Annotated in this window: 13 protein-coding genes; 9 read left to right on the top strand and 4 right to left on the bottom strand. The window is 64.7% G+C overall.

Features of this window, described 5'->3' with window-relative positions:
• Positions 1 to 13 precede the first annotated feature (13 nt).
• On the top strand, positions 14 to 1,102 hold the full coding sequence (locus tag Q8N40_RS10175; RefSeq protein ID WP_305711728.1) for a TRAP transporter substrate-binding protein: 1,089 nt from the start codon (positions 14 to 16) through the stop codon (positions 1,100 to 1,102).
• A 45-nt stretch (positions 1,103 to 1,147) separates the two neighbouring features.
• Here Q8N40_RS10175 and paoC read toward each other — a convergent pair whose 3' ends face one another.
• From paoC to paoA, 3 genes are read right to left on the bottom strand one after another with little or no spacing between them, the layout of a single operon-like run.
• A complete protein-coding gene (paoC, locus tag Q8N40_RS10170; RefSeq protein WP_305711727.1) occupies positions 1,148 to 3,352 on the bottom strand; it encodes an aldehyde oxidoreductase molybdenum-binding subunit PaoC in 2,205 nt (734 codons plus the stop codon).
• Between the two features lie 2 nt (positions 3,353 to 3,354).
• Positions 3,355 to 4,305 (bottom strand): xanthine dehydrogenase family protein subunit M, encoded by a 951-nt coding sequence (locus tag Q8N40_RS10165; RefSeq protein WP_305711726.1) that lies wholly within the window; start codon positions 4,303 to 4,305, stop codon positions 3,355 to 3,357.
• Positions 4,302 to 4,943, bottom strand: a complete 642-nt coding sequence (paoA, locus tag Q8N40_RS10160) for an aldehyde dehydrogenase iron-sulfur subunit PaoA (RefSeq protein ID WP_305711725.1) — start codon at positions 4,941 to 4,943, stop codon at positions 4,302 to 4,304. Before paoA ends, Q8N40_RS10165 begins: the two co-directional genes overlap by 4 nt.
• Positions 4,944 to 5,252: 309 nt before the next feature.
• On the opposite strand from paoA, the gene Q8N40_RS10155 reads away from it, so the two are divergent.
• From Q8N40_RS10155 to Q8N40_RS10120, 8 genes are all read left to right on the top strand, one after another.
• Positions 5,253 to 6,923 carry a bifunctional UDP-sugar hydrolase/5'-nucleotidase gene (locus tag Q8N40_RS10155; protein WP_305711724.1) on the top strand — a complete coding sequence of 557 codons (1,671 nt, stop codon included), beginning with the start codon at positions 5,253 to 5,255 and terminating at the stop codon, positions 6,921 to 6,923.
• A 98-nt stretch (positions 6,924 to 7,021) separates the two neighbouring features.
• Positions 7,022 to 7,951 (top strand): histone deacetylase family protein, encoded by a 930-nt coding sequence (locus Q8N40_RS10150; protein WP_305321097.1) that lies wholly within the window; start codon positions 7,022 to 7,024, stop codon positions 7,949 to 7,951.
• 74 nt (positions 7,952 to 8,025) lie between these two features.
• Positions 8,026 to 8,277: an exodeoxyribonuclease VII small subunit gene (locus tag Q8N40_RS10145; RefSeq protein ID WP_305321098.1), complete on the top strand. Its 252-nt coding sequence runs from the start codon at positions 8,026 to 8,028 to the stop codon at positions 8,275 to 8,277.
• Between the two features lie 180 nt (positions 8,278 to 8,457).
• Positions 8,458 to 9,756 (top strand): hypothetical protein, encoded by a 1,299-nt coding sequence (locus Q8N40_RS10140; protein WP_305711723.1) that lies wholly within the window; start codon positions 8,458 to 8,460, stop codon positions 9,754 to 9,756.
• 349 nt (positions 9,757 to 10,105) lie between these two features.
• Positions 10,106 to 12,031: a 1-deoxy-D-xylulose-5-phosphate synthase gene (dxs, locus tag Q8N40_RS10135; RefSeq protein WP_305321100.1), complete on the top strand. Its 1,926-nt coding sequence runs from the start codon at positions 10,106 to 10,108 to the stop codon at positions 12,029 to 12,031.
• Between the two features lie 152 nt (positions 12,032 to 12,183).
• The gene (locus Q8N40_RS10130; RefSeq protein ID WP_305711722.1) at positions 12,184 to 12,756 is read left to right on the top strand and encodes a nucleoside 2-deoxyribosyltransferase; all 573 of its coding nucleotides are present in this window, start codon (positions 12,184 to 12,186) and stop codon (positions 12,754 to 12,756) included.
• 44 nt (positions 12,757 to 12,800) lie between these two features.
• Positions 12,801 to 13,508: a TlyA family RNA methyltransferase gene (locus Q8N40_RS10125; RefSeq protein WP_305321105.1), complete on the top strand. Its 708-nt coding sequence runs from the start codon at positions 12,801 to 12,803 to the stop codon at positions 13,506 to 13,508.
• Positions 13,501 to 14,739 carry a class I SAM-dependent RNA methyltransferase gene (locus Q8N40_RS10120; protein ID WP_305711721.1) on the top strand — a complete coding sequence of 413 codons (1,239 nt, stop codon included), beginning with the start codon at positions 13,501 to 13,503 and terminating at the stop codon, positions 14,737 to 14,739. The genes Q8N40_RS10125 and Q8N40_RS10120 overlap by 8 nt, the downstream gene beginning before the upstream one ends.
• Before the next feature lie 203 nt (positions 14,740 to 14,942).
• Here the strand turns inward: Q8N40_RS10120 and Q8N40_RS10115 are convergent.
• The coding region (locus Q8N40_RS10115; protein WP_305711720.1) for a DUF1194 domain-containing protein at positions 14,943 to 15,387 on the bottom strand (445 nt) is incomplete at its 5' end.

Raw genomic sequence — 15,387 nt, 5'->3', positions numbered from 1 at the left:
GGAGTGAGCCATCATGAAACGCCGCACGTTCCTCAAAGGCAGCGCGCTGACCGGCGCCGCGACGCTGGTCGCAGCGCCTGCGATCGCCCAGTCGTCGCCCGAGATCAAATGGCGCCTGACCTCGAGCTTTCCGAAGTCGCTCGATACCATTTTCGGCACGGCGCAGACCTTTGCGAAATACGTGGCTGACGCCACCGACAACAAGTTTCAGATCCAGACGTTCGCGGCGGGCGAGATCGTACCCGGCCTGCAGGCGCTCGATGCGGTGAGCACCGCGACCGTCGAGATGGCGCAGACGCCGCTCTATTTCTACATCGGCAAGGAGCCGGCGCTCACCTACGCCACGGGCGCCCCGTTCGGCATGAACCACCGCCATCAGCATTCCTGGTGGACGTTCGGCGGCGGCGCCGAACTCGTCAACGAAGCGCTGAAACCTTTCAAGACGCACGCCATCCTGTGCGGCAATTCCGGCACGCAAATGGGCGGCTGGTTCCGCAAGGAGATCAAGACGGTCGACGATCTCAAGGGCCTCAAATTCCGCATCGCGGGCATGGGCGGCCATGTGCTCGCCCGACTCGGCGTCGTACCGCAGCAGATCGCGGGCGGTGACGTCTATTCAGCGCTGGAAAAGGGTTCGCTCGATGCCGCGGAGTTCGTCGGTCCCTATGATGACGAGAAGCTCGGCTTGAACAAGGTGGCGAAGTACTACTACTACCCCGGCTGGTGGGAAGGCGGGGCCATGCTCCACATGATCATGAATGAGGAGAAATGGAGCGCGCTTCCGAAGCCGTATCAGGCCATTCTCAAACAGGCCGGCGCCGCGGCGGGGGCCTGGATGATCGAGAAATACGATAGCGTCAACCCGGCCGCGCTGAAACGCTTGATCGCCGGTGGCGCGGAGTTGCGCGCGTTCCCGCAGCCGGTCATGGAAGCCTGCTACCAGGCCACGCAGGACCATCTGAACGAGATCGCCGCGAAGAGCGCGCTATTCAAGAAGACCCGGGAGAGCCACGACGCGTATATGAAGGAAGTGCTGTTCTATTCCCAGATCGGGGAGAACTATTACGACAACTTCCTGCTCGCCAAAATGCGCAAGGGGTGAGTTGCGCTCGCATGACGCCCAACGACGTCATGGCGAGCCACTCGTTCATCCCACTGCCGGCATCCGGTCCAGCAGCTTGTCGAGCGTGATGGGGTAGTCGCGAACCCGCACGCCGGTCGCATTGTAGATCGCGTTGGCGATGGCCGCGCCGACGCCGCAAATTCCCAATTCTCCGACGCCCTTGGCCTTCATCGGCGACGAAATCGGATCGACCTCGTCGAGGAATATTACGTCCTGATGCGGAATGTCGGCATGGACCGGCACTTCGTAGCCGGCGAGATCGTGGTTGACGAAGAAGCCGCTGCGCTCGTCAATGACGAGGTCTTCCATCAGCGCAGCACCCGCGCCCATCGTCATCGCGCCGATCACCTGGCTGCGCGCCGACTTGGGATTGAGGATTCGGCCTGCGGCGCACACCGCCAGCATGCGGCGGATGCGCACCTCTGCCGTCGCTGCATCGACACCGACCTCGACGAAGTGCGCGCCGAAGGTCGATTGCTGGTACTTCTTGTCGAGGTCGCCGAATTCGATCGTATCCTCAGCGACGATCCCGCTGTCGCCCGCGGCCTTTGCGAGCGGCGCGCTGCGATTGCCGGAACGGACTTCGCCATCGGCAAAAACCACGTCGGCCGAACCAAATCCCAGTTTCTGCGCTACCGCTTCGCGCAGCTTGACGCAGGCTGCATAAACGCCTGCCGTCGAGCTGTTGGCGCCCCATTGTCCGCCCGATCCGGCCGAGACCGGAAAGGTCGAGTCGCCCAGGCGCACGACCACCTTGTTGAGCGGCAGGCCCATCATCTCGGCCGCGGTCTGCGCGATGATGGTATAACTGCCGGTGCCAATGTCGGTCATGTCGGTTTCGACCGTCACGACGCCGCGGGGGTCGAGACGGACGCGCGCCGCCGATTTCTGGACTACATTATTGCGGAAGGCCGCCGCCGCGCCGATGCCGGTCAGCCACCGTCCGTCGCGGGTTCGACCCGGCTGCGCGCTGCGCTTGCTCCAGCCGAAGCGGTCCGCACCCATGCGCAGGCACTCGACGAGAGGCCGATGCGAGAATTTTCGTTCCGGTTTTTCTGGATCGACCTGCGTGTCGTTGAGGATGCGGAACTCGATCGGGTCGAGGCCGAGCTTTTCCGCCATCTCGTCGACCGCAATCTCCAGCGCCATCATGCCGGACGCTTCGCCCGGCGCGCGCATCGCATTGCCTTCCGGCAAATCGAGCACCGCAAGCCGCGTCGCGGTCATGCGGTTGGCGCCGGCATAAAGCAGACGGGTCTGATTGACCGCGGTCTCGGGCTTGCCATCCGGCAAGTCGCCCGACCAGCCTTCATGACCGATCGCGGTAATCCTGCCGTCCCTGGTTGCGCCGATCCGGATGCGCTGGATCGTCGCCGGCCGGTGTGTGGTGTTATTGAAAATCAAGGGCCGTGTCAGCGCCACCTTCACCGGCCGCCCTGCCGCGCGCGCACCCAGCGCCGCGAGCAATACATCGGCGCGCACGAACAGTTTGCCGCCGAAGCCGCCGCCGATGAAGGGCGATATCATGCGCACCCTGTCCCTGGGCAGGCCGAGCGTCGTCGCGAGGTCACGCGCACCCCAGGCGATCATCTGGTTGGAGGTCACTACGGTAAGCCGGTCGCCGTCCCAGGCGGCCATCGAGGCGTGCGGCTCCATCATGGCGTGCGCCTGATCGGGCGTGGTGTAGGTCGCGTCGAATTGGACAGGCGCCGTAGCGAACGCGCCGGCAAAGTCGCCGACGGCGGTATCGGGCGGATCTTCGTCGGTGGCCGGTTTGGCCGCGGAATTTTTGGCGGCTGCAAGATCGTAGGCGCCCTCGGCGCGAATGTAATCGACACGGATTAATTCCGCGGCGCTGCGCGCCTGCTCGAAGGTCTCGGCGACCACGACCGCGATCGCCTGATGATAGTGCTGGATCTCGGGACCTCCGAGCAAACTGGCCGTGTTGAGGCTGCCCTTGGCGAGCTTGCCGGCATTTTCCGCCGTTACGATAGCGAGCACACCCGCCGCTGCTTTGGCATCAGTCAGGTCGATCGATGCGATCCGTCCCTTGGCGATGGCTGAGCCGACCACATAACCATGGGCCGGGTTGGCGACGATATCGTGCCGCTCATAGGCATAGGGGGCCGTGCCCGCGGTCTTGGACGGACCGTCGATCCGGTCGGTGGGCTTGCCGATGATTTTCAGCTGGTCGATCGGATTGGTGGTGGCTGGGGTATCAAACTTCATGATCAGGCCCTCGCTTCGGTGAGTACCGCGCCGAGCGTCCGTTCGACCAGCAACAGCTTGAATGCGTTCTCGCGGGTCGGCGTGGCATCGGCGAGCAGCCCGGCCGAAGCGGCTTTGGCGCCGCGCGGCAGGTCGGGCTCGGCAGCCTCGACGCGCCAAGGTTTATGGGCGACGCCCCCGAGCGCGACGCGCCCTGAGCCATCACGCTGGATCACGGCGGCGACCGAAATCAGCGCGAAGGCATAGGAGGCGCGGTCGCGCACCTTGCGATAGATATGCTTGCCACCGACCGGCTTCGGCAGGGTTACGGCGGTAATCAACTCGCCTGCCGCCAGCGCGGTCTCGATATGAGGCGTATCGCCCGGCAAGCGGTGGAACTCGGCGATCGGAATGCTGCGGGCCGAGCCGTCGGGCCTCACCGTTTCCACCGTCGCATCAAGCGCGCGCATAGCGACCGCCATATCGCTGGGATGCGTCGCGATGCATGCCTCGCTCGCACCGACAACCGCATGCTGTCGGCTGAACCCGCCCAGCGCCGCGCATCCGCTGCCGGGCCGTCGCTTGTTGCACGGCTGGTTGGTATCGTAGAAGTAGGGGCAACGGGTGCGCTGGAGCAGATTGCCCGCGGTCGTCGCCTTGTTGCGCAATTGGCCGGAGGCGCCGGCGAGCATCGCGCGCGAGAGCAGGCCGTAGTCGCGCCGCACCCGATCATCAGCAGCGAGATCGGTGTTGCGGACCAGCGCGCCGATGCGCATCCCGCCCTCCGGCGTCGTCTCTATCTTGTCGAGTGCGAGGCCGTTGACGTCGATCAGATAGCCCGGCGTCTCGATCTGCAGCTTCATCAGATCGAGCAGATTGGTGCCGCCCGCAATGAACCTGGCGCCCTGGATGCGCGCGGCGGCGGCGGCGGCTTCGGCGGGCGAGCGAGCGCGCTCGTAAGTGAAGGGCTTCATGCCTGCCTCCCGGCAACTTCGGTGATCGCATCGACAATGTTGGAATAGGCGCCGCAACGGCAGATATTGCCGCTCATTCGTTCGCGAAGTTCCGCGGCCGTCGCTTGCGGCGATGCGGACAGGTCCGCGCTCACATGACTGGGTATCCCGGCCTTGATCTCGTCGAGCGCCGCGACGGCCGAGCAAATCTGCCCGGGCGTGCAATAGCCGCACTGGTAGCCGTCGTGCTTCACGAAGGCCGATTGCATCGGATGCAGGTTTTGTGGCGTGCCGAGCCCCTCGATGGTGGTGACCTTGTCACCCGCATGCATCACCGCCAACGTCAGGCAGGAATTGATCCGCCGGCCATCGACAATGACCGTGCAGGCGCCGCATTGTCCGTGATCGCAGCCCTTTTTCGTGCCGGTGAGGTGCAAATGCTCGCGTAACGCATCGAGCAAGGTGGTCCGGGTGTCGAGTTCCAGTTCGCTGACCTTGCCGTTGATATTCAGCGCCACCTTCGACAAGGCGGGCGGCGCGGCGGCAGTTTGGGCAAGGGCTGCCGTCGGGGCGGCGATAGCGCCGGGGGTGACGAAGGAAGCGGCTCCGACGATCAGCAGATTACGACGCGAAAACTCGATATTGCCTGGACCTGGCATGACGTTCTCCGGTTATTCGGCTCCCAACGCGCGGCTGGACAGGGTGTTCCGTCCCACTTCTCACATGAGATTGATCCAGGCAGCGCACGAGCGAGCGACCGTCGAGGCGCGACGACGATCTCCGCGCCGGGCTCGCGGAAATAAAGGTTGCGGAAACCGAGGCGATCGATCTCTTCAGTTGCATCGCTGATTTCACGGCGCGTCGTTCGGTCGCGCCCAACCCGGCGGGGCCGGTTTGGAGCGCCGACGGCATCATGTAAGTTTAGGCGTGCGACACTCGCCACGCACCGCCTCTTGTTCAGGGATCTCATGCGACATTCTCCCCGGCTGATCCTCGGCGCGGCCATGCTGGCGCTGGCGCCAAGCCCCGCCACGCGCGCATCGGCGCAGGCAGCACCGGTCGAATTGCGCATTCTCGCCATCAATGATTTCCACGGCTATCTGCAGCCGCCCCCGGGCGGCATCCAGACCGCCGATCCCGCGGACAAGACCAGGAAGATCGCGGTGGAGGCCGGCGGCGCCGAACACATGGCGACCGCGGTCAGGCAGTTGCGCGATGGCCACGCCCACACGATCTTTGTCGCCGCCGGCGACCTGATCGGCGCCAGCCCGTTCCTGTCGGCGATGTTTCACGACGAGCCCACCATCGAATCGCTCGACATGATGGGGCTTGCAGTGGCCGCCGTCGGCAATCACGAATTCGACGAGGGAAAGGACGAGCTGCTGCGGATGCAGAACGGCGGCTGCCATCCGATCGACGGATGCCGGGGGCCGCATCCGTTCCTCGGCGCGAAATTTCGCTATCTCGCCGCCAGCACCTTCGAAAAGAGCACCGGCAAGACCGTGCTTCCCGCCTACGCGATCAGGGAGTTCGGCGGCGTTCCGGTGGCCTTCATCGGCCTGACCCTGAAGGGTACGCCAAATCTGGTCTCGCCGGTCGGCGTCGCCGGCCTCGAGTTCAGGGACGAGGCCGACACCGTGAATGCGCTGCTGCCCGAGTTGAAGGCGCGCGGCGTCGAGGCCATCGTGGTGCTGATCCATGAAGGCGGCTTCCCGACCGGCGATTACAACGAATGCCCCGGCATCTCCGGACCGATCGTCGACATCGTCAGGAAATTCGATCGCGCGGTCGATGTGGTGGTCACCGGCCATACCCATCGGCCCTATGTCTGCGACATCGACGGCCGGCTGGTCACCTCGGCCGACAAATACGGCACCATCGTCACTGCGATCGACCTGAAGCTCGATCCCGCGACCCGCGACGTCATCAGCGCGAAGGCCGACAACGTCATCGTCCGCACCGACGCCTTTGCCAGGGACCCGCAGCAGACCGCCTTGCTCGAATCCTACGACCGCGTGGCCGCGCCGATCGCCAACCGGCCGGCAGGATTGATCACCGAAACGCTGTCGCGCATGCCCAACGACGCCGGGGAGAGCGTGCTCGGCAATATCATCGCCGACGCCCAGCTGGCCGCGACCCGCGCCGAGGTCAATGGAGGCGCCGTGATCGCCTTCACCAATCCGGGCGGCGTCCGCAGCGATATGCTGAAGCAGGAAGACGGCGCGGTCACCTATGCCGACGTGTTCGCCAGCCAGCCGTTCCGTAACCAGCTGGTGACGCTGACGCTGACGGGAATGCAGATCAAGACCATGCTCGAGCAGCAATGGCTCGACCCGAAGCGGCCGCGGATCCTGCATGTCTCCCATGGATTCAGCTACAGCTGGGACGGCGCCAGGCCGATCGGCGACCGCGTGGCCGCCGACCGGATCTCGCTGCACGGAGCCCGCATCGAGCCCGCGACCAGCTACCGCGTCACCGTGAACAATTTTCTGGCGGGCGGGGGCGACGGCTTTACCGTCTTCACCGAAGGGACCGCGCCGCAGGTCGGCGTCTACGACGTCGACGCGCTGTACGCCTATTTCAGGGCCAACAGTCCGATCGCGCCCGCCCCGGGAAATCGCATCGTGCGAATGAACTGAAATGCCGGCGAGATAAGCGGGCCCGGCTCTTTCCCAGGCCGCGTCAAACGCCTAGATTAGCCGCTTCTCGCAGCGCGCTTGCCGCGCCAGGATATCGCATGACCACATTGCTGCTGACGCATCCGGCCTGCCTCGACCATGCCACGCCGCCCGGCCATCCGGAACGCCCCGACCGGCTGCGCGCGGTCGGCGAGGTGCTCGGGCAAGATCGCTTCAACGCGCTGGTGCGCGGCGAGGCGCCGGAGGGGAGCCTGGATTCGGTCACGCTGTGCCATGGCGAGCATTATGTCGGGGAACTCCGCCATATCGCGCCATCGAGCGGCCTGATCTATATCGACGGCGATACCTCGATGTCGCCGGGCACCTGGGAGGCTGTGATGCGCGGCGTCGGCGGCGCGGTCACCGCCACCGATGCCGTGATGTCGGGCAAGCACGACAACGCGTTCGTCGCGGTGCGCCCGCCGGGCCATCACGCCGAAATCAACAAGCCGATGGGCTTCTGCTTCTTCGACAACGCGGCGATCGCCGCGCGCCACGCCCAGCGCAAATACGGCATCGCGCGTGCCGCGGTGGTCGACTTCGACGTGCATCACGGCAACGGCACCCAGGATATTTTCTGGGCCGACCCGACCGTGATGTACTGCTCGACGCACCAGATGCCGCTGTTTCCAGGCACCGGCGCCAGCGGCGAGCGCGGCGATCACGACACCATCGTCAACGCGCCGCTCGCCTCGGAAGACGGCAGCGCCAAATTCCGCGCCGCGTTCGAAAACGTGATCCTGCCGCAGCTGCGCAAATTTTCGCCCGAGCTGATCATCGTCTCGGCCGGCTTCGACGCGCATTTCCGCGATCCGCTGGCGTCGCTCAATCTGCAGGCGGAGGATTTCGGCTGGGTCACGCGCAAGCTGATGGACGTTGCCGATTCCAGCGCCGGCGGCCGAATCGTCTCGGTGCTGGAGGGCGGCTACGACCTGCAGGGCCTGAAAGAGTCGGTGGCGTCCCATGTCACCGCATTGATGGGCGCGTGAATTCCCGCCACAATACGTCCGCATAGAACTATTTGAGTCTGCGCCTCGTGCAGCGGCGCATCCGGGAAAGCAATATGGCCGAAAATACCCAAACGGACGTCAAGAAGCTGAGCTTCGAACGCGCGATCGAGGAGCTTGAATCGATCGTCAAGCGGCTTGAGGACGGCAAGGTGCCGCTGGAGGAATCGGTGGCCATCTACGAGCGGGGCGAGGCCCTGAAACGGCGCTGCGAGGAGCTGCTGCGGCAGGCCGAGGCGCGGGTCGACAAGATCACCACCGACTCCAGCGGCCAGGTTACCGGTACCGAGCCGCTCGACGTGCAGTGACGGACGGCTGCCCGGCCAGATTGACCGCGCTGTTGGCAGCCGCTCCCGGGCAACAGGTGAGAACATTAGACGAATTGGCCGGCAAGCGACCCCGGAGAGCGCTGAATTAGTACCGAATTAGTTCTTGGCGCGTTGAGCGGCCTGTTATAGTCCGGCCATCAGTCCGGGGATCATCGTTAAGTGCGCGTTCAGCACCGCCATATCATCTATGTGCAGGGATACGATCCGCGCGGGCTCGCGCAGTATTACCGCATGTTCAGGACCGAACTGCGCAAGTTCGGCCGGCTGTATCAGCTCAACGCGACCATCAACCGTCCGCAGACCTCGCCTGACGGCGAAACCGCGTCGTGGTCGATCGAGACCAAGGCCGGCGACTGGCAGACCCGCACCAGTTACGATTTCCTGCGGTTCGAGGATCTGATCCAGCGCGACCTTGCCGCGCCGATCTGGAGCACGGTCTTTCACGCCATGTGGATCTACTGGCGGCTGGTTTTCCGCGGCACGATTGCGCGGTTCTGGCGGGCGCATTGGCGGTTCGCGACCTTCATCACCTACCCGCATTTCCTGCTGTTTCTGCAGGCGCTGGGCTCGGCCGGCATTGCCTACGGCTTCGCCTGGGGGTTGCAGGCCCTCGGCGTTCCCGACCTGTTCGGCATCGCCGCCGCGGCGGCGCTGTTCGTCGCCATCCTCGGCTCGATGCTGAAATACACCGAAAACTCCACCTATCTGCTCTATCTGTTGTCCGACACGATCTGGACCTGGGAATTTTCGCACCGTCAGCGGCCGGAGTGGGACGCGCGGATCGACCGCTTCGCGCAATACCTCATCAAGACAGCGCGCTCCAGCGACGCCCAGGAAATCGTCGTCGTCGGCCATAGTTCGGGATCGTTCCTGGGGACCGAAATCCTGGCGCGCGCGCTCAGGCTCGACCCCGACCTCGGACGGCATGGCCCGCGCATCGTGCTCCTGACCATCGGCGGCAATTTTCCGATCGTCGGTTTTCACGCGGCGTCGCAGGATTTCCGCGATGACCTTCGTTTGCTGGCGATCGAGCCTTCGATCGACTGGATCGACTGTCAGTCGCGCAAGGACGTGATGAATTTCTATCCGTTCGATCCGATTGCCGGCCACGGCATCGAGGTCGGAGCCAGCAGGCGCAACCCCACCATCGTGCCGGTCCGGTTCCGCGAAATCATCAAGCCGGAACACTACAACCTGTTCCGCTGGCAGTTTTTCCGGGTCCATTTCCAGTTCGTGATGGCCAATGAACGGCCGCATGCCTATGACTTCTTCATGATCGTCTGCGGACCGATCCCGCTGCGCGCGCGCATGGCGCGTCCCGAGGAAGCGCTGGCGATCGCGGCCGGTGACGCCAATGCCCGCGATTGGGCCTGGAAAAGGCTCGAATCGGCCGATGCCGGCGTGGCGGATGCCGCCGAACCAAGCGAGATGGAACCTGTAGCGCAGCGCCGGGGCTGAAAGCGTGTTCCCGCCGCCCTTAACCGTGGTGCGTGGCAGCGCCCCGCCGGGTTGGCTTTGGCCGCCGCTTTAGTGTAAAGCTTGGGGTTCTATGGGCTATTGAAGGCAGCCTGCCCCAAATTTTTGGCAAGGTTAAGCGCTTCAAATAGCTGATAAAATTGACCGGGAAGGGCGAAGCCGCCAAAAGTGATGCATATCACATTGACCGATCCGGAGCGCGACTAGGCTCTCTCCTCAGGCTTCGGCCTGCTCAGGCAGCATCCGGCGCCCTGGTTTTCGCTGCGCCGATGGTGCGCAACCCATCTCACGTCGGGCGGTTAGTCCCGGCCGGCAAAATTGGAATATCGCTGTGACCACATTCAGTAAAACGCCGCTTCTCGACACGATCCGCACCCCGGACGATCTGCGCCGGCTCAAGGTGGAGCAAGTGCGGCAGGTGGCCGACGAGCTACGCCAGGAAACCATCGATGCCGTCTCGGTCACCGGCGGACATTTCGGCGCCGGCCTCGGCGTCGTCGAACTGACCACGGCGATCCATTACATCTTCGATACCCCGCGCGACCGTCTGATCTGGGACGTCGGCCATCAGGCCTATCCGCACAAGATCCTGACCGGGCGCCGCGACCGTATCCGCACGCTGCGCACCGGCGGCGGACTGTCCGGCTTCACCAAGCGCACCGAAAGCGACTACGATCCGTTCGGCGCCGCCCACTCCTCGACTTCGATTTCGGCGGGCCTCGGCATGGCCGTGGCGCGCGACCTCGCCGGCGGCAAGAACAACGTCATCGCCGTGATCGGCGACGGCGCGATGTCCGCGGGCATGGCCTATGAGGCCATGAACAATGCCGGCGCGATGAATTCCCGGCTGATCGTCATTCTCAACGACAACGACATGTCGATCGCCCCGCCGGTCGGCGCGATGTCGGCCTATCTGTCGCGGCTGTATTCGGGCAAGACCTACCGCACGCTGCGCGAGGCCGCCAAGCAGCTCGGCACCCACCTGCCGAAAATCATCTCCAACCGCGCCAGCCGTGTCGAGGAATATTCCCGCGGCTTCATGATGGACGGCGGTACGCTGTTCGAAGAGCTCGGCTTTTATTATGTCGGCCCGATCGACGGCCACAATCTCGATCATTTGCTGCCCGTGCTGAAGAACGTCCGCGATATGGAGACCGGCCCGATCCTGGTCCATGTCGTGACCCAGAAGGGGAAGGGCTACGGCCCGGCGGAAGCCTCCGCCGACAAATATCACGCCGTGGTCAAGTTCGACGTCGCCACCGGCGCCCAGGCGAAAGCCAAGCCGAATGCGCCCGCCTATCAGAACGTATTCGGACAGAGCCTCGTCAAGGAAGCGCAAAAGGACGACAAGATCGTCGGCATCACCGCGGCGATGCCGTCGGGCACCGGCATCGACATCTTCAACAAGGCCTTCCCCGAACGCACCTTCGACGTCGGCATTGCCGAGCAGCATGCCGTGACGTTCGCGGCAGGCCTCGCCACCGAGGGCTACAAGCCGTTCTGCGCGATCTATTCGACCTTCCTGCAGCGCGGCTATGACCAGATCGTCCACGACGTGGCGATCCAGAGCTTGCCGGTCCGCTTCGCCATCGATCGTGCCGGCCTGGTCGGCGCCGACGGCGCCACCCATGCCGGTTCCTTCGACAACGCCTATCTCGGCTGCCTGCCCAATTTCGTCATCATGGCCGCCTCCGACGAGGCCGAACTGGTGCACATGGTGGCCACGCAAGTCGCGATCAACGATCGTCCGAGCGCGGTGCGCTATCCGCGCGGCGAAGGCCGCGGCGTCGAGATGCCGGAAGTCGGCATTGCCCTTGAGATCGGCAAGGGCCGCATCGTTCGCGAGGGCAGCAAGATCGCGTTGCTGTCGTTCGGCACCCGTCTGGCCGAATGCGAAAAGGCCGCCGACGAACTCGCGGCGCTGGGCCTCTCCACCACGATTGCCGACGCGCGCTTCATGAAGCCGCTCGACCTCGACATGATCCTGAAACTGGCGCGCGAGCACGAAGTGCTGCTCACCGTCGAGGAAGGTTCGATCGGCGGCTTCGGTTCCCATGTGATGCAGACGCTGGCGGACCACGGCATGCTCGATGGCGGGCTGCGGATGCGCGCCATGGTGCTGCCCGACGAGTTCATGGACCACGATTCGCCGAATGCGATGTACGCCCGCGCCGGCCTCGACGCCAAGGGCATCGTCGCCAAGGTGTTCGAGGCGCTCGGCAAGGATTTCAAGGCTGAAACGGTCAAGCTGGCCTGAAATTCGTTCAGGCGATCGGAAATACTGACCTCCTCCTGAGGAGCTCGCAGCAAGCGTCTCGAAGGATGGATGCAAGGTATGGACTCGCGGCCATCCATCGAGACGTGCGCAAGGGCGCGCTCCTCAGGATGAGGTCGGAGATACTGTCTCTCATGAAAATCTATCTGGCAGGCCCCGATGTGTTCCTGCCAGACGCCGTCGCGATCGGCCGGCGCAAGGCCGAAATCTGCGCGCGGCATGGGCTGACCGGGCTCTATCCGCTCGACAACGTCATTGATCTTTCGGCCCGCGATGCCTCGCTCGACATCTTTGGGGGTAACGAGGCCATGATGATCGAGGCCGACGCCATCATCGCCAATCTCACGCCGTTTCGCGGACCGGGCGCCGATGCCGGCACGGTCTACGAGCTCGGCTATATGGCGGGACGCGGAAAACTCTGCCTCGGCTATTGCAATGATCCCACGCTCTACGCCGACCGCGTGCGCAAATTCACCACAGTAGAACGGCAGGATGGCCGCCTGGTCGATGCTGACGGCCTGACCGTCGAGGATTTTGGATTGAGCGACAATCTGATGATGATACATGCGCTCGACCTGCACGGCTGCGCGCTGGTGACGCCACGGCATGCGCCCGCCGATCCCTGGCATGACCTGACCGCCTTCGAGACCAGCGTTCGCCTGGCTGCCGAGCAACTCGGCGCAGCGTCCACGCGGGCATCGAGTTGACCTTGGCCAGGCGAAGCACACCCGCACCCCGCAAGCGCGCGGACATGCTGCTGGTCGAGCGCGGCCTGTTCGAAAGCCGTGCCCGGGCGCAGGCGGCGATCGAGGCGGGCCTCGTCACCGCCAACGACAAGCAGGTCCAGAAAGCTTCCGAAGGCATTGCGGCCGACGCGGTGATCCAGGCGCAACCCGCGCACCCCTTCGTCTCGCGCGGCGGCGTCAAGCTGGCCGGCGCGCTTGAACTCTATCCTGTCGAAATCGAGGATCATGTCTGCCTCGACGTCGGCGCATCGACCGGCGGCTTTACCGAAGTGTTGCTGGCGAACGGCGCCAGCCTGGTGTTTGCGATCGATGTCGGCCGCGAGCAATTGCATCCGTCGCTGCGCGGCCATCCCAAAATCGTATCGATGGAAGAGACCGATATCCGCAGCTTCGAAGGCAGGCGCCTGCCCGCGCGCCCGGATGTCGTGGTGATCGACGTCAGCTTCATCTCGCTGAAATCAGTGCTGCCGGTGGCGCTGTCGCTGGCCGCGTCGCCGATGCATCTGCTGGCGCTGATAAAGCCGCAATTCGAGGCGGCGCGAAAGCATTCCAAGCGCGGCATCATCCGCAACGCCATGGTGCACCAGGAGGTCTGCGACGACATCACGGCGTTTGCCGCCTCGCTGGGGTGCACCGACATCCAGGTGTTTCCGTCGTCGATCGCGGGCGGTGACGGCAACATCGAGTTCTTCCTCGGCGCGCGCCGTGGTTGAACGCCTCACCATCGATCACGTCGGCCATCACGGCGACGGCGTCGCCGTCTCAGGCGGACAGGCGGTCTATGTGCCGTATGCGCTGTCGGGCGAGACCATCGAGGTGGTCCCGGTGCCGGGTCACCCCGACCGGCGGCGCCTGCTACAGGTGGACATCGCGAGCCCGCATCGGATCGCGCCGTTCTGTCCGCATTTCGGCGTCTGCGGGGGGTGCGCGATCCAGCATTGGGAAAGCGAACATTACCGCGCCTGGAAGCGCGGCATCGTGGTCGAAACGCTGGCGCGGTTTGGCATCGATTGCGAGGTGGACCCGCTGGTCGATGCCCATGGAATCGGCCGCCGCCGGATCACGCTGCACGCCCGGATGGGCACCCACGAGGTGCTCAAGGTCGGCTTCAGTGCGGCAGGCTTGCACGACATCATTCCGGTCGACCGCTGTCCGATCCTCGACCCCGGCCTGGGCGGCGCGCTCGATGCGGCCTGGGCGCTGGCCGAACCGTTGATCGTGATCGGCAAACCGCTCGACATCCAGATCACGACCACCGATGTCGGCCTCGATGTCGACGTGCGCGGCTCCGGCCCGCTGCCGTCGGCGCTGATCGCCACGCTGTCGCTTCTTGCCGAACGACACCGGCTGGCGCGGCTGACGCGGCACGGCGAGCTTGTACTGATGCGGACCCCGCCGACCATCATGATGGGCGCGGCACAGGTGACTCTGCCGCCGGGTTCGTTCCTGCAGGCCACCGTCGCCGGCGAGGAAGCGCTGGCCGAACTGGTGTCGCAACATTGCAAGCGCTCGAAGCACATCGCCGACCTGTTCTGCGGGGTCGGACCTTTTGCCCTGAGACTGGCGGCGAAGTCGCGGGTCACGGCGTTCGACAGCGATGCCGGCGCAGTGGCCGCGCTGCAGAGGGCGGCGACCTCGACGTCCGGATTGAAGCCGGTCAAGGCCGAGGCGCGCGACCTGTTCCGGCGTCCGCTGGTGCCGCAGGAACTGCGCGACTACGACACCGTCGTATTCGATCCGCCGCGGCAGGGCGCCGAGGCGCAAGCCAAACAACTCGCCGCCAGCAAGATCCCCGTGGTGGTCGCCGTGTCCTGCAACGTCACGACCTTCGCGCGCGACGCGCGGATATTGAACGACGGCGGTTACCAAATCGAGAGCGTGACGCCGGTCGACCAGTTCCGGCATACGCCGCATGTCGAACTGGTGGCGCGGTTCAGGAAGTAGCGATTTTCGATCTCGCGGACACGCTTCTTCCCCTCTCCCCTCGTGGGAGAGGCTGGATCGAATGCGCCGAGCGCATTCGAGACGGGTGAGGGGTCTGCCTCCGCGGATAGAGACCCCTCATCCGGCGCGGACTTTGTCCGCGCCACCTTCTCCCACAAGGGGAGAAGGGAAGAAAGCAGCCTCGCTTAGCTGAGAAGCTCCCCTCACCTTCCCCACCTCTCCTGCCAGATCCTCTCGCCGACCAAACAGTTCACCCGCGGCTCGCTGGCCGACACCGGGACGATCAGGCGCTCCGGCGTGAGGCCGGCGATCTCGAGCACCAGCTTGGTGCGGATCGCCTCCTTGAACTTGTCGCGGTCCTTGATCGCGATCACGAACGAGCCCGGCCCGCCGATCACGCAGTCCTCGTAGTAGAAATCGAGATTGCCGATGTCCATCGTTGAATAAGACAGCTCCTTCACCATGATCGGCAGGCCGTTGATGGTGACCCCCTTCTCGACCGCGGCATCGCGCGCGAGCGTGACCGGCGAGCCGTTGTTGTTGGGACCATCGCCGGAAATATCGATCACCCGCCTGATTCCCCGGTGCGGATCCTCGTCGAACAGGCCCATCGCGAAATGGATCGCGCCCGAAATCGAGGTGCGCGAC

Source organism: Bradyrhizobium sp., from assembly GCF_030693485.1.
GTDB lineage: Bacteria > Pseudomonadota > Alphaproteobacteria > Rhizobiales > Xanthobacteraceae > Bradyrhizobium.
The sequence above is the reverse complement of the archived record's forward strand: the minus strand, read 5'-3'. Positions and strand labels throughout refer to the sequence as shown.

What these genes read in the sequence shown, in the direction of transcription:
- Q8N40_RS10175 (WP_305711728.1), top strand. Translation starts at nt 14, where the DNA reads ATGAAACGCCGCACGTTCCTCAAAGGCAGCGCGCTGACCGGCGCCGCG.
- paoC (WP_305711727.1), bottom strand. Translation starts at nt 3,352, where the DNA reads ATGAAGTTTGATACCCCAGCCACCACCAATCCGATCGACCAGCTGAAA.
- Q8N40_RS10125 (WP_305321105.1), top strand. Translation starts at nt 12,801, where the DNA reads ATGCTGCTGGTCGAGCGCGGCCTGTTCGAAAGCCGTGCCCGGGCGCAG.
- Q8N40_RS10165 (WP_305711726.1), bottom strand. Translation starts at nt 4,305, where the DNA reads ATGAAGCCCTTCACTTACGAGCGCGCTCGCTCGCCCGCCGAAGCCGCC.
- Q8N40_RS10145 (WP_305321098.1), top strand. Translation starts at nt 8,026, where the DNA reads ATGGCCGAAAATACCCAAACGGACGTCAAGAAGCTGAGCTTCGAACGC.
- Q8N40_RS10150 (WP_305321097.1), top strand. Translation starts at nt 7,022, where the DNA reads ATGACCACATTGCTGCTGACGCATCCGGCCTGCCTCGACCATGCCACG.
- Q8N40_RS10155 (WP_305711724.1), top strand. Translation starts at nt 5,253, where the DNA reads ATGCGACATTCTCCCCGGCTGATCCTCGGCGCGGCCATGCTGGCGCTG.
- paoA (WP_305711725.1), bottom strand. Translation starts at nt 4,943, where the DNA reads ATGCCAGGTCCAGGCAATATCGAGTTTTCGCGTCGTAATCTGCTGATC.
- Q8N40_RS10130 (WP_305711722.1), top strand. Translation starts at nt 12,184, where the DNA reads ATGAAAATCTATCTGGCAGGCCCCGATGTGTTCCTGCCAGACGCCGTC.